Annotated in this window: 15 protein-coding genes; 5 read left to right on the top strand and 10 right to left on the bottom strand. The window is 38.9% G+C overall.

Features of this window, described 5'->3' with window-relative positions; genetic code table 11:
- Positions 1–88 precede the first annotated feature (88 nt).
- Complete coding sequence (locus tag Q7674_RS01685; RefSeq protein WP_008988825.1) at positions 89–424, bottom strand: hypothetical protein; 336 nt, start codon at positions 422–424, stop codon at positions 89–91.
- Positions 425–927: 503 nt separating this feature from the next.
- Between Q7674_RS01685 and Q7674_RS01680 the strand changes: the two genes are divergently transcribed.
- Positions 928–1,416, top strand: coding sequence for a CreA family protein (locus Q7674_RS01680; protein WP_008988824.1), 489 nt, complete (start codon positions 928–930; stop codon positions 1,414–1,416).
- An 86-nt stretch (positions 1,417–1,502) separates the two neighbouring features.
- Here the strand turns inward: Q7674_RS01680 and Q7674_RS01675 are convergent, their stop codons facing one another.
- The 3 genes from Q7674_RS01675 to Q7674_RS01665 all read right to left on the bottom strand — a co-directional run bounded on the left by Q7674_RS01675 (position 1,503) and on the right by Q7674_RS01665 (position 3,641).
- The gene (locus tag Q7674_RS01675) at positions 1,503–1,781 is read right to left on the bottom strand and encodes a hypothetical protein (protein ID WP_008988823.1); all 279 of its coding nucleotides are present in this window, start codon (positions 1,779–1,781) and stop codon (positions 1,503–1,505) included.
- A gap of 743 nt (positions 1,782–2,524) precedes the next feature.
- Entirely contained in the window at positions 2,525–3,058 is a 534-nt protein-coding gene (gene mog / locus Q7674_RS01670) for a molybdopterin adenylyltransferase (RefSeq protein ID WP_045064133.1), read from the bottom strand.
- A gap of 130 nt (positions 3,059–3,188) precedes the next feature.
- Positions 3,189–3,641 carry a methyltransferase family protein gene (locus tag Q7674_RS01665; RefSeq protein WP_045064134.1) on the bottom strand — a complete coding sequence of 151 codons (453 nt, stop codon included), beginning with the start codon at positions 3,639–3,641 and terminating at the stop codon, positions 3,189–3,191.
- A gap of 123 nt (positions 3,642–3,764) precedes the next feature.
- Between Q7674_RS01665 and Q7674_RS01660 the strand changes: the two genes are divergently transcribed.
- Both Q7674_RS01660 and Q7674_RS01655 read left to right on the top strand, forming a co-directional pair.
- Entirely contained in the window at positions 3,765–4,286 is a 522-nt protein-coding gene (locus tag Q7674_RS01660) for a M48 metallopeptidase family protein (RefSeq protein WP_305422373.1), read from the top strand.
- 88 nt (positions 4,287–4,374) lie between these two features.
- Positions 4,375–4,725 (top strand): hypothetical protein, encoded by a 351-nt coding sequence (locus tag Q7674_RS01655; protein ID WP_008988819.1) that lies wholly within the window; start codon positions 4,375–4,377, stop codon positions 4,723–4,725.
- Between the two features lie 72 nt (positions 4,726–4,797).
- Here Q7674_RS01655 and Q7674_RS01650 read toward each other — a convergent pair whose 3' ends face one another.
- Positions 4,798–4,935, bottom strand: a complete 138-nt coding sequence (locus Q7674_RS01650) for a hypothetical protein (RefSeq protein WP_008988818.1) — start codon at positions 4,933–4,935, stop codon at positions 4,798–4,800.
- A 270-nt stretch (positions 4,936–5,205) separates the two neighbouring features.
- On the opposite strand from Q7674_RS01650, the gene Q7674_RS01645 reads away from it, so the two are divergent.
- The gene (locus Q7674_RS01645) at positions 5,206–5,628 is read left to right on the top strand and encodes a DUF3010 family protein (protein WP_045064136.1); all 423 of its coding nucleotides are present in this window, start codon (positions 5,206–5,208) and stop codon (positions 5,626–5,628) included.
- Between the two features lie 177 nt (positions 5,629–5,805).
- Here Q7674_RS01645 and Q7674_RS01640 read toward each other — a convergent pair whose 3' ends face one another.
- The 4 genes from Q7674_RS01640 to Q7674_RS01625 form a co-directional block, all read right to left on the bottom strand.
- Positions 5,806–8,361 (bottom strand): glycosyl hydrolase family 18 protein, encoded by a 2,556-nt coding sequence (locus Q7674_RS01640; RefSeq protein WP_045064138.1) that lies wholly within the window; start codon positions 8,359–8,361, stop codon positions 5,806–5,808.
- A gap of 385 nt (positions 8,362–8,746) precedes the next feature.
- The gene (locus Q7674_RS01635; protein WP_045064140.1) at positions 8,747–9,295 is read right to left on the bottom strand and encodes a rhodanese-like domain-containing protein; all 549 of its coding nucleotides are present in this window, start codon (positions 9,293–9,295) and stop codon (positions 8,747–8,749) included.
- Positions 9,296–9,432: 137 nt separating this feature from the next.
- Entirely contained in the window at positions 9,433–10,878 is a 1,446-nt protein-coding gene (locus tag Q7674_RS01630; RefSeq protein WP_045064141.1) for a helicase HerA-like domain-containing protein, read from the bottom strand.
- Positions 10,879–10,972: 94 nt separating this feature from the next.
- On the bottom strand, positions 10,973–12,151 hold the full coding sequence (locus Q7674_RS01625; RefSeq protein WP_305422366.1) for an MFS transporter: 1,179 nt from the start codon (positions 12,149–12,151) through the stop codon (positions 10,973–10,975).
- Positions 12,152–12,929: 778 nt separating this feature from the next.
- Between Q7674_RS01625 and Q7674_RS01620 the strand changes: the two genes are divergently transcribed.
- Entirely contained in the window at positions 12,930–13,775 is an 846-nt protein-coding gene (locus Q7674_RS01620) for a mechanosensitive ion channel family protein (RefSeq protein WP_045064145.1), read from the top strand.
- Between the two features lie 75 nt (positions 13,776–13,850).
- Here Q7674_RS01620 and Q7674_RS01615 read toward each other — a convergent pair whose 3' ends face one another.
- Positions 13,851–14,639: a ParA family protein gene (locus Q7674_RS01615; RefSeq protein ID WP_045064146.1), complete on the bottom strand. Its 789-nt coding sequence runs from the start codon at positions 14,637–14,639 to the stop codon at positions 13,851–13,853.
- Positions 14,640–14,721: the final 82 nt, after the last annotated feature.

The following is a 14,721-nucleotide window of genomic DNA, read 5'->3' as shown; positions in this document are numbered from 1 at the left end:
AGTAAAGCCACTGATAAACAGTGGCTTTATTGTGGTGAATCATTCATAAGTACTATCTGTAACAAAATGGATATATAAATGGTCGATGTTATCGTACAGCTTGCATTTCAAGATTATAAAGACGGATCTCATGCAGAACACGTTCTGTTAAGATCTCATTCATTGTATCTCTGACCGATGCTTGCATTTCCGAAATAGCAGGAAATACATTTTCGTTCATTTCTTCTAAACACTCCTTAGATACTTTCATTTTCAAATCGAATTCAAACGATGCTAGTGCTAAAAACTTTTCCATGCGCTCGATCACGACATCAATCATGTATTGATCTGCACCTAAATCCAGTAGTTCTTGCTCTACAATTGTCTCTAAAGGTGTACGTTCTTTCGGCTGTTCTTTTACTGGAAAAGTAAGAATATTCGACATAATATCCTCCCATAGACAGTAATTGTGGAGTCCCTAACAAATTTCCTTGTAACATTACCGTTACATTTATCCTATGTGTATTTGAACGTTATGAAAAGTACATTTTTGAAAAAACGGTATAAATATAACACTTTTGAAAATACTCCCCTCTTTCAAACATAGCTTAAATTACTTTTAAAACAATAAGATAAAATCTTAATTTTAAAATAAACTTTTTCTAATTTTTTTCCGTACTATTAGTAGTCAGCATCTAAAATGCTTGTTTTTTGAACGATACTAGCCTCTTTATTATCTGTTCTCAATTTGGAGCCTTGTAGCGCCACTTTTCCGAGTTACTCAAGCCGTATCTCGGTTTTTTTTGTCTAAAATCCAAGTAGCTTCAAATCTTGCCCAAAGATCAAACACTTTAGTGAAAAATGTCATTTTTTAACGTATAAACATAGTTATTCAATCTGTCGTTTAAAACATCAATCATTTACGACGAAGACACCAAGGAGTGAATAATGAAAAAAGCCATTATGTTGGCAGGTCTGATTGCATCAACAGCATTAGTCAGTGGTTGCTCAGATAATGAAGTTGGTGATGTATCTCTTGGTGTTTTCACCACCAAAGACATTAAATTAAACACATTAGTTGACCCATTAGTGCCGGGTGTAACATGTCATATTGCAAGTATTGAGGCAGATTTAAGCCTTGCTGATCCTTCAGATTCATCAATATCTTGTCGTCAAACGGGTGAAATTACCCCAGAAATGATCGCGAAAATTGATAAATCTAAATCAGGTGAAGTGGTATTTAAAAAGTCGAAGAGTATTTTCTTTAAGACGATGAAGATCCGTCGTATTTACGATCCTGAATCTGAAACATTGATGTATTTATCCTACTCAACGAAGGAAACATCAGGTAGCTATAAGCATAGCCTATCGACTGTGCCACTTTGGGGAACCAAAGCTTACGTTGCAAAAGATGTGGCAACGCCATCGGCGCAATAAAACAAAAGCAATCCGCAACCTTTCTATTTTGTTGCGGATTTCTTTCTATCTCTAACAACAGTATATGATCTAGGTAAAAGAAGAACTTAAAATTTATTAAAGCGTCCTTTGATCATGATAGAGCCTAACAGTGCCATCACTAAACCACTTAGTAATACCACAAAATTCTTATGTCGCTCAGCAGCCATCACTTTATCTGCATAATTGGTATTAGATAAATCCGTGCTACTCGCATGAATATAAGACCCCATTTCTAGCAAAACATGTTCTTGTCCTACCATGCCGCTTAGTGAAATGCTTGCCCATAGTAATGAAACAATACCGATTGAAATTGAAATAAAGCCCCAGCTTTGTTTAACGTCCATATTCGAGCCTGTTGATAATATAACTATAAAACATAGTTTTTTATTTTAATAACGGAAAAATACACTTTACGATGCATATAATATTAAGAGAGAGCTCTCTTCGGTTGCATAGAATATTATAATAATACGTTAAAAACAAATGACTATAACCAATACCAATATTGCTCAATTTTAAACCAAACATATTAAATCAGTCTCTATAGTAATTTATGAAATCAAATAAACATTTGTTTTTAAATGCTTTTTTTATTTCCATTTTTTATTTGAATTTCAGTTTTGAAAAATTGAATTAATCTATTCGGAAGATCAATGATTAATATTTTTCATTTCGTGATCAAACGCTATTTTTATTTACAGAAAACTGACATTGGTATTCAACTAAATACAAAAAAAGCTGTATATATATACATTATTTTAGTCTTTACACATAAAAAAAGAGCAACCTATTGGTTACTCTTTCTTATATTAATATACCCAAGTGACTTCAAGATACCTGATTCAGAGCGAGGTCACTGAGTTGAATTCAAGGAAGACAACGAAGCGGAATAGCGAGCTATTTCCAAGTTGTCTGACGCAAGAAGTCGGCTCAGTGACACGCTCCCAAAGGGCAAGCGTCCTTAGCTCTCAGACTTTGTTAACGATTCTCAATGTAGAACCACTATATCTTCGAATCGTTGCCGCGCCTGAGAACTAAGGTCGTCTCGCTGAACACTACATCTTGAAGTTACTTGGGTATAAATACTTTACTTCTGTTTAGGACGGAATGGCTTAATCACTGATTCATCGCATTCAAGGAATGGGCCTTCCATCAGATCAATACAGTATGGAATCGCAGGGAATACTGCATCTAAACACTCACGAATAGACTTTGGCTTACCTGGTAAGTTAACAATTAAGCTATCACCACGTAGACCAGCTGTTTGACGAGACAAAATTGCGGTTGGTACAAACTTTAATGATTCAGCACGCATTAGCTCACCGAAGCCTGGCATCATACGATCACACACAGCTTCTGTCGCTTCAGGTGTTACATCACGCTTAGCTGGGCCAGTACCACCTGTAGTTACGATCAAACTACAGTTTTGTACATCCGCCATATCAATTAATGTAACTTCAATAACATCTTGCTCGTCTGGGATCACTTTATATACTGGTTCCCATTCTGAGGTTAAATAGTCATTCAAAGTATCGATAATAGCTTGGCCTGAAATATCTTCGTAAACGCCAGCACTTGCACGATCACTGACTGTAACAATACCAATTTTCGCTTTGCTCATTTATTTTCCCTCAGTTTCGTTTGTCTCTTTGCTACTTGTGAGTAACAAAATAACGTGCTCGTCAGTGTAAGGAAAATCACGAGCAGGTAAACCGTTATTTTCATTTGCTCTTTGCTTAATGACAAATAAGCTAACACCAACGACGCACTGTTTGGCAATAGTGTTGATAATCTTCACCAAACATCGCCAGTAACACCGCCTCTTCTGGCTCTATTTGAAAATTATTCATCACCCAAATAAAGACAGGCACCACAACAAAACAGCTTAACGCCGAAAAGTAAAATGCGGCAGCGAATAAAAAGAACACTAAACCTAAATACATCGGGTTACGGGTAAATCGGTAAATACCAGTAGTGACTAAACGTGACGTTTTTTGTGGGTAACGAGGATCAATAGTGGTATTGGCTTTAGCAAAAGCAATAATGGCCGTAAAGCCTGGGATCACACCAATAAAACACAGCATTGAAATCAATAAACTCTTGCCATCAAAGTCGAATGTCATGACGGGATAGAAGCGTGAAAGTAAGTACATTCCCAAAATTGACAACAATAGCAGTATTGGTGGTGGAACACGTAACGACATAATAAATCCTTCTTTTTAGCCGCTGATAACTAACATTCATTCTATGTGATCAAATAATACATTGCCTCATCTACGATCAACTTATAGCATGCCCTTTTCGCTTTAATCTCTTATTACGATCTTATGCAGCAACTAAAATACCTTCAGGGTTATCCCACTCATCTTACAGAGCAAGTCCAACAACTTCTTGATAATGACAAGTTGAAAGATCTGTTACTTAAGCGCTATCCGACATCTCATAATATCAAAACTGAAAAAGCTCTTTACGACTATGTTATTGCGTTAAAAAACGAATATTTAAAGAAATCAGCGCCTATCAGTAAAGTGGCATACGATAATAAAATTAACGTTATCAACCATGCATTAGGCTTACACACTTTTATATCTCGCGTTCATGGCAGTAAGCTTAAGGCGAAACATGAAATCCGTATAGCCTCTGTTTTTAAAACCGCACCTATTGAGTTTCTACGTATGATTGTTGTCCATGAGTTGGCGCACTTACGTGAAAAAGAGCACAACAAATCCTTTTATGCGTTATGTCAGCACATGGAACCACGTTATCACCAACTTGAGTTTGATATGCGTATGTATCTGACCCAATTAGAATTATTGGGGGTGGTATATCAATCTGCCGAGAATAAATAATCCCAGCGAAGATCTTGCTGCTGAAAAATTAGATCCAATCGCTTAATTGCTATTACAATAGCGCGAAACTTCACAGAGATATGTAAAGATGCAACAAGAAGAATTTGAAATCTTAGTCAAAGAATTAGCGCAATTAGAAAGCGTACCTGCGATCCTGAATGCACTGAAAGACAACGAAGAAACTGAAATCTCAGAAGCTGCCGCAGCAATGATTGGTCACTTCAGCATTGCTGAAATTGACGGTCAGCAGCGTATTTACCATGTTTTTACCCAAACCAATGAGCAAGGTGAAGAAGAAGAGCTTGCTGAGTGGGTAATGAATGCAGATGATGAGCTAATGCGCTTTATCGCTTGGTTCTTCTACACTACGTTTGAAATCAACGATAAAGAAACCTACCAAGCTGCAGGTCGCTCATACACGCCAGCGAAAAAAAGCTAAACTGTTGATGAGATAAAGCCAATCACAAGAACCTCATAGAGGTATTACGATTGGCTTTATAGTTACTAATACTCAGTCATCGTCTAATAATTGATGTGGCAGCCAGTGGCATAGCCGGATCATTTTTAAGATCGCTTCATACTCATCAGGATCATTCGTTTCAATAAGACGCTGAAGATAAAAATCCGACATCGCTGTATTTATCGTCATTTTTACTCTCCTTGTTAACCATCCCAGATCAGTTTGCTTCACCCTTCTTTGAAGAAAAAGAGAACAAATTATCTTTATTTCTTCCTGTTTTCCTGAAAACGCCTCAGCACTTCGCTAAATAAAGGTTCCTGATGGCACACCAGTCATAGATGTTTTGTTGATTTTTATTTTAGAAACAAAGAAAGCTGGAATAAAAATTCAATCGCTACTAACAGCACGCCGCTTTTTCGCCTACAATATGCGGCAAAATATTATGATTCAGGTGTTAACATGAAAATTTGTGCTGTTGAGCTACGTAGTAACGAAGCTGTGATTTGTCTTCTTTCACTTCAAAATGGCATGTTCGATATTCCTCAATGTCGTACACAAAAGTTCATCATGGAAGATTCTCTAGATAACCAAAAAATGCGTGATTTCCAATTCGCATTTAAAAAACTACTTGATGATTACAAAGTAGATAAAGTGGTTATTCGTACTCGCGAAACACGCGGTAAATTTGCAGGCAGCGCTATTGGTTTCAAACTAGAATCTGCGATCCAGCTGATCCCAGATCTTGATGTTAACTTCATGTCTAACGCAGACATTAAGCAAAAGCTTAAGCGTAACCCTATGGGTATCGACTTCCGTGATACTGGCTTACGTCAGTTCCAAGAAGCGGCATTTACAACAGGATACGCTTTCCTTAGCCGCTAATAGCCTCGCATTAAAAAGACTCAACGCTCAGTATTAACTGGGCGTTTTTTATTGCCTTTTTATCGCTGATAAATAAAAAACCCCTTAGTATTAGTAATACCAAGGGATTGATAATAAGTGTGTTGTTAATATCTGGTGATTAATTCAATCTTAACCACCAGTACATTTTATTCACGCTTATTGACAGTTAGCTACGCCAACTTCTTTCCATACGCCCCATTGACCAGATTTCGCAGGGTCTTCGCCACGTGTCCACCACTTAGCTTCCCATACCTTACCATCTTTAGTCGCTTGGTCACCGCCAGTGTAGATAGTTGTTGCATCCCATGCGTTATCACACGTATCAACTGGTGGCTCAACGGTTGTGTGCTTAGCAACAACAACTGTTGTTGATGCGCTAGATGTTGCTTCGCCGTCAGATACAGTCACAGTAAATACTAGGTTAGTATCTTGTGTGTACTCTGCTGCAGTAAATAGCACTTGTGAACCGTTTACTGTTACATCAACACCTGCAGGAAGTGTCCAATCAAACGTTAGTGTGTCGCCAGCATCTGCATCAGAAGAAGCTGACGCATCAACTACAACTACATCACCTGCGTTGGCTGTTTGTGGTGCAGTTACACTTGCTACTGGTGCCGTGTTTGTTGGTGGTACAACAACATCTTTAGGGTTTACAGTTACCACAACAGTATCTGTTGCCGTTGCGCCTTTGTTATCTGTAACGGTTAGTTTGAACGTTAATTGCTCAGCTTCTACTACTTCTGCAGCTGCAAAGCTTGCCGTTGCAGAATCAGCACCAGTTAACGCTACCGCAGTACCTGATACTTGCTCCCATGCATAGCTTACGATGCTACCATCTGAGTCTTTCGAGCTTGAACCATCAAGTGTTACAGATACAGGGCCTGAAACCGCTTGATCTGCGCCAGCTGCTGCTGTTGGTGCTTTGTTTGGCTTATCAATAACAGTACCAGCTACACCTTCATGCATTGCATTTAGGATATCACCGTTATCCGCATCGATTTCCCATGAGAATAAGCCCGCAAGACCAAGTGATTTAACGTAGTTACCTTTAGCAAGTACAGAGCGCTTATCATCAAATGTGATTAAATCACCTGTTGAGCGGTTCCATACATACGGCGCTTCAGCTTGCTCATCATAACCATATTCGAAGCCGTTGATACCTTTTCCATCAGCGCCTAGCATGTAAGACTTAATGCCTTTGTAGTCAATTACACCGTCTTCCCATACACCTTGCTCTTTAGTACCAGTCAGTTTACCTGTACCTGTACCAGTCATAGGATCTGTTGGGTCTGTTAGTGTATTTGGCATTACACCTGTCCAACCACGACCATACATTGCAGCACCAAGTACCAATTTGTTAGCTGGTACACCTTGCGCTAGCAGTAATTGAATACCGTTGTCAGAAGTGTAAGCAGGGCCTTTAAACTGTTCGCCATTTTCATCTAGACCAGAACCGTCACACTGACCAGGACGCATGAAGTTACCACAGTAAAGTGCTGTTTGGTGACCAGGAACGTTGTTCCAACCGCCGTAGAAGTCGTATGTCATTGCGAAGATGTAATCCATGTATTGGATAGCCTCACCGTAATCCACGTCTTCAATCTTATCGTAACCCACACCGATTGCTGATGTTAGCTCGTAAGTACGACCTGTTTCTGCTTCTAGCTTATCAAGCATTGCACGTAGCTCACGCATTAATGCAATGTATGCTGGACCATCTTTAACAGCATCACCACGATCGGCTGCAGCACCGCCGCCACCTGGGAATTCCCAGTCAATGTCTACACCATCGTAGAATTTCCATGTTTTCAGGAATTTTTCTACCGATGCAACGAATGTGTCACGGTTTGCTTTATCAACAAAGTCAAAGAACGGATCAGACAGTGTCCAACCACCGATTGATGGAATGATTTTTAGATCAGGGTTACGCTGTTTTAATGCCATTAACATTGCGTAGTTACCCTTAATTGGGGTGCTGTATTCATGACCCGCTTGCTTAAAGCTCTTCTGGAATGCAGCCCATGGGTCATGGATAACAACTTCGTAATCATTTACGCCTTTACACGCAGTTTGTAGCGCGTTGAAGCTGTTACCACCAACAGATTTCACTGACTCATTAGGACCACAAATTGGGATGAAGCCATAAAGAATGTGAGTTAAGTTGTCTGCTGGAAGGTTATCTACTGTGTAATCACGACCATAAATACCCCACTCAACAAAGTACGTACCCATAACAACGCTTGGATCGGTATCAAACGATTTGTTATTTGGATCAACGTTCATTGCTAGAGGCGGTAAGTGTGAACCGTCTGTATCTGCAATCGTAATTTGCGCAGGTACACTTTTCGCACAGCCAGTTTCATCACACGCTTCGATTTCCATTTGGTACAAACCGCCTTGTTCGTACTCAAAAGAAGCGGTAGTTTGGCTACCTTTAATTGGGCCCGATGCTACTTTTTTACCATCGAAGTAGATGTTGTAGGTATCACCTGAATTACCACTCCATTGGTTAAATTTCACATTGATCTTAGCTTTGTCATGGTACTTAACCATGTCGTTATAGCCAGATGTCGTTTCCATCGCCAGTTCAATTTTAGAAAATTGAAGGTTATTAGAACCGTACATATCGATGCTTGGTGCCGTAGGTGCGGCAAAAGCAGCGCCTGACAGTGCAAGGGAGATTCCTGCTGCACAAAGGTTAAATCGAATCATAATCTATCTCTCAATCCTTGAATTTATACTCAACAATAAGCACATAATGCTTCTACAACGGTACAGGGTATGACTTTTTTTATAAGTAGAAACATGTATTCAGCATTTCAGAGACTGGCGAGAATTCAAAAAAAATAACTCAGGGATCAATTCTTTTGCACAAATATTCGTACAAGATTTTTCATTTTTCATGAGATTTGCAACGAAAGACAAATAATCAACAACATTTTGATAACATTTAAACGCGTACTTTTCGTGCTTCTAGCAGTATTTTTTTGAGGGGAAATAAGATCAGAAAAGAAAAAAGCACAAAGCCACAGAGAAAACATTTATTAAATAATAAATATCTAACCAATAATTTCTCTATGGCTTTACAATTTATAAATCATTGAGTGCGTTGAATTGCTGAATAACCACCATCCAATTGAATTAAATGGCATTTATTTAAAACTTTTAATAAAGATATAGCGATTAGTGAACGGTAGCCACCAGCACAATGCACAACATAGTCATCATGATGAGCTGGCATTTGACCTTGGATTAGCGCCGTCAATGGCAATGCTTCAGCACTAGCTAACTTACCTTTTGCAGTTTCATCGGTTTCTCGTACATCCAAAATGTGATGTGTTTCAGCCATATCTGGCAATTTCTCTGCAGATATATGTTCAATATGAGATAGCGAAGTATCAAGCGGCTTTAACTCGGCATGTATATAACCAACCTCATGGAGTGTATCCATCACACTGGCTTGATCTTTTGCTGAAGCAATCACCTCAAGATGCACTGTTTTATCAGGTACAATCAGTTCTAACCACCATTTAAATTGCTTACCGCCAAAGCCAACAAACACGCTACCTTCAATATGCCCAGCAATAAACTCATCAGAACTACGGGTATCAATGATAATGTCTTTTCTATCAGTGAAAATATGCACAGCTATACCATCCTTTTTAATCAGTCCGGTAAACCTTACGCTTTTATTACGCTATTTCCTATGATTGAAAGCGTAAATTTAGAAATAACAAATATAAAAAACCTCTTGTTATCAGTAGATAATAAGAGGTTTATCCATTAACGACGTTTAAATAATGCTTTAACGATAGCATTGGCTAATTGCCGTAGCAGCGTCTTAATAAAAGATTCAGTATAAGTTTGGCGTTGAGAGCGTCTAGGCTTACGAATACTCGCTCGGTCTTGTTTTTCTTGCTCAGCTTGTTGCAATTGCGCCTGCTTTTGCTGCTCCATGCGTTTATTTAACATCTCATGGGCAGATTCACGGTTCACCGCTTGTTTATATTGCTGATAATACTGGCTGGTATTGAGTATCTCTGTGCGTTTTTCTGTAGTAATAGGTCCAATTTGCGATTCCGGTGGGCGAATAGTGACATGCTCAACCACAGATGGTACACCACCCTCTCCAAGCACAGAGACTAACGCTTCCCCAACACCTAATTCACCCAATAAGGTTTCAACATCTAAATTGGGATTATCACGAAAAGACTCTGCTGCGACTTTAACGGCTTTGAGCTCTTTAGGCGTATAAGCACGTAACGCATGTTGAATACGGTTACCTAACTGCCCTAATACTGAATCAGGAATATCGGTTGGATTTTGCGTGATAAAGTAAATAACCACGCCTTTTGAGCGGATCAAACGTACCACTTGTTCTATTTCATCTAAAAAGACTTTAGGCACATCATCAAATAGCAAATGCGCTTCATCAAAAAAGAACACAAATTTCGGCTTATCGAGATCGCCCACTTCAGGTAGGTTTTCATATAACTCAGACAATAACCATAATAAGAAAGTTGAGTACAACTTGGGTGATTGGATCAAGGTGCTGGCATCAAGGATATTGACGATGCCTCGACCATCAGAAGCAATTTTCATGAAGTCATGATAATCTAATGCTGGCTCGCCGAAGAACTCACTGCCACCTTGGCGTTTAAAGCCCAACAAACGACGTTCAATGGCAGCAATAGAGGACTTACTGATACGTCCGTACATACCGCCGAGTTGTTTAGAGTTATCACCAAGGTAATTTAATGCTGTTGAGAAATCATCCAAATCAAGCATTGGCATTTGGTTTTCTTCCGCATATTCAAATGCAAGATTAATTAACCCTTCTTGTACATCGTTACAATCAAGCAAACGGCTTAATAATAAAGGCCCCATGTCCTCAAGCGTGGCACGGATTTTTGCCCCTTTTAAGCCAAACAGATCCCAAAATTCAACGGGAAAAGGCGTAAATTCAAAACCTTCAATACCGATCTCTGCACAGCGTTTTTGCACAACTGCATTATCAGTACCTGCATTCGCCATACCGGATAAATCGCCTTTTACATCGGCAAGAAACACAGGAACACCAAGTGATGAAAAGCCTTCAGCTAAACACTGAAGTGTCACCGTTTTACCCGTACCTGTTGCGCCAGCAATAAAACCATGACGGTTAGCGTATTTAGGGTGGATCCCGATTTTATTTTCGCCCTTACCGATAAGGATCATGTCACTTTTCATACTCAGCCCATTATCAAAATGTTATTGTTCCATCCTAACCAAACTTAGACGCTGTTAAGTTAAAATACGATAAATAATCATAAACATAGCACCATTATTTATGCTGTAACGATGGTTTTAGCTGTGGTTTAAATATAAATAAAGCCGCAATAATCACGAGCATGAATGGAATAGTAACTAGGTTGAGTTGGTACCAACCAATTGTGGTGTTTAACCAACCCGCTAATAGCGATGCAATGGTGACGGAGCTAAATACCACAAACTCGTTACAGGCTTGGGCCTTCGGCTTATCTTCTGGTTGATAGGTCATGGTTAAAAAGCGCGTGGCTGCGATGAACATAAAATTCCACCCAACACCTAATAAAATCAAGGCGATATTAAACTGTATTAATGTTGTGTAGGTTAAATTAACAATGCAGCACATCAGCATGAACACCGCTCCCAATAAGATCGTGTTTTTCGCCCCAATTCGATCGATGAGGTGTCCAGTAAAGAAAGATGGCACAAACATCCCCAACACATGCCATTGGATCACTTGGGTTGATTGCTCAAAACTATAACCACAGCCCATCATGGCGAGAGGTGTCACCGTCATTAATAAAATCATCACCGAATAGGCAACAGCACCAGATGCTACCGCTAAAAGGTAATTCGACTGTGTTAATAGCTCCGTTAATCGACGCCCTTTTTTAGTCGCTGTCTGATGGTACTCAACAGGGAGCGCAACGACTTGCAGTAAGCATAGCGACAAAACATAAAGCAATAACACACCAATGAAAGGACCAATGAAACTCAGATCGGATGATAACCATTCTCGACTTTGAACGGCGAGAAATGGTCCTAATATTGCTGCTAGAACGCCCCCAGCCATAGAGATAGAAATAGCACGGCTATGATATTTAGCATCACATAATTCCATTGCCGCAAAACGATAAAGCGTACCGAAACCTATTCCAATCCCCAGTAAAAATGTACCGACAGAAAACAAATAAAAATTTGCTAGCCATAAAGCATAAATACAGCATACTGCACCTGCAATACCGATCATATTACCTAAGGTAAATCCTCGTTTACGTCCTATGCGTGCCATGATCAAAGAAGCAGGAATGGTCGCGCACATCATACCGATAAATTGTATTGCAACAGGTAAGGTGACTAATGAAGGCATTGGTGCAAGAGATTGACCAATAAGCGCTGTAACAGATATCAGCACTATATTTCCCGTTGTCAGTAGTGCCTGACATAACGAGAGTATCCATACTTGTTTGTTCATCCTTTACCTCCGTGTAAAAAATAGCCACACAAAAACACTAACATGGATAATGACAGCTAAATAGGAGCAATTAATAAGGTCTTTTGCCCATCTCAGCATCTATTTCCTCTCTATCAACGACTTTTTCTAAAACTTTCTGCATACAACAATGCTTTAACTCCAAATAAAATTTATTAAAAATCGTTATTTTCATATATATAAGCACTAAAAAGCCGCTAATAAAACAGGGAACAAAAAACCTAACCTCATGATTTTAAACAACTTAAAACAAGAAACAGTAATAACAAAACAATCATTAGAAAAAATAATGCTTATATCTATTTTTTTTCATTTTTCAAGATTTAGGGCATACGTATAATGCGCATCAACAAGAGAGCACAGCGCCTCTAAAACCGAATTTATTTATTACTTTTACGCCACTATATCCAGTATCAGGTTGTGACTATGACAAAGAAAATCATCAACAAAATCGCCGTAGCTTACCAACGTTCTTTCACTGAGCTGTACAAGCGTGATAATAAATAATCGCTATTCCCCCTATTTTAAAAAGGAGCATTAATGCTCCTTTTTTCGTTTTTGAGCTCTACCTTTTTCATCTATACCCCATAAAGTTTCTTTTCTCTCACATATTTAAATTCAATTTTTGATATAACTGTTTATAACAAAGTGACTTCGACCGTTTTCACATCAACAACGCAGTCATTCTCGCTAAACCTAACACTTTGATTGGGATTAGTTGAATAGAGCAAGTTTGATGTATGCAACCAAAGGGAAGTAAATGAACAACATAATGGACATTGTCAGTTTCTTAATTAATCACAAACTGATCTTAAGCCTATTAATTATTGCAACGATTACTCTGATCCGCAGCTTAACGCTAAAAACGATCCGTGGTGATGCTTTGTTCTTATCAGAAGAGCAACGTAAATGGATGTCACGAACAAAAAACGGCACATTTACACTTCTTTTGGTGATCTTATTTTTATTATGGCAGTCAGAGATCAGCGAATTTGCCCTATCTGTGACCGCAATTGCTGTTGCTATTGTAGTCGCATCAAAAGAGATCATTTTATGTTTTACAGGCTCAATCCAACGAGCAAGTTCACGTTCATTTCGGATTGGCGATTGGATTGAAGTCGGCAAATTGTGCGGTGAAGTGATCGAGCACAATATGATGGCAACCGTGATCCAAGAAATCGATCTTCACCATGGGCAATATCACTACACAGGAAAAACAGCCACACTGCCTAATAGCATGTTCTTTACCTACCCAGTAAAAAATCTCAATTTTATGAAACGCTATGTTTACCATAACTTTTCTATTGTGGTGGCTAACTTCGTAAACCTTTATCCGATGTTTCCCGTTCTTGAGAAAAAGATTGAACACCACTGTGAAGAGTTTATCGAAGTGGCTCGTCGCTATAATAGCGTTATCGAAAAACATGCTGGTGTGGATTTGCCTGGCTCTGAGCCACATATTCACATTGGTAGCGGTACGAATGGTGAGCAAGTCGTTCACTTCATGCTATTTTGCCCAACCGATCAAGCTACACATTTAGAGCAAGAAATTCGAAAAGACTTTATGGAAGAATACGAAAAACGTTTTCCTCAAAGCGCAGAATGAACAACCAAGGGCAGAGATTGATACTCTGCCCTTTTGGTATTTATCCCCAAGTGATTTGGGGATAAAGCATTGCAATTAACTTTTGACTGCTTGATCAGCTGCATTTAACTGCTGATATAAAGCTGAGAAATGCTCAGTTAATTTATGCTTAGGTTGAAAGTGAATAAGGGGGATTTGCTGAAAGTGCGATTCTTTCATTTTGATTGACTGAGGTAAATATGGCTCTAACACAGGAAAGCCTAACTCTTTCACACTTTCAATTATTTGACGTGGGAAGTTGGCTTGCGCGTTAAACATATTCACCACAATGCCTTCCAACGACAAATCACGATTATGATCATCTCGCAGCTCAGCTAAATTATCCATTAAATTGATTAACGCTTGTTGGGAGAAACTGTCACAGTCAAAAGGGATCAATAATTTATGGGCAGCAATTAAGCCAGACTTGGTATAGAAGTTTAAGTTAGGCGGCGTATCAATATAAATATGTTCATATTCTTTTTCTAATTCATCCAAGGCTTCACGAAGCTTATAGATTTTGTAGCGACGTTCTAATTCTGACTCTAATTTATCCAATTTGGGGCTAGAAGGAATGATGAACAAATTGTCATAACGGGTAGGTTGAGGGTAATCCAATGTTGGCGATGCCATTGAGAACCAAGATGCAGTTTGATTTAAAAGATCTGCGATGGTTTTGTCACTTTTCTGGTTAATGTCATAACCTAAGTAATGACTACTGTTCCCTTGCACATCAAGATCAATCACCAATGTCTTATGACCTTGAGCCGCACTGATCGCTGCTAAGTTCACGGTAATACTAGATTTACCCACACCACCTTTCTGATTAAATATAATTCTGCGCATCCTTCCCTTCCCAACGTTTAATTATCAACCAACACAATATACACTCATAGGCATATATTTGTTAGTTAAAATCAAACACTTC

The organism is Photobacterium leiognathi, from assembly GCF_030685535.1.
GTDB classification, from domain to species: Bacteria; Pseudomonadota; Gammaproteobacteria; order Enterobacterales; family Vibrionaceae; genus Photobacterium; species Photobacterium leiognathi.
Note: the sequence above shows the minus strand (reverse complement) of the source record. Positions and strands in the feature narration are given on the sequence as shown.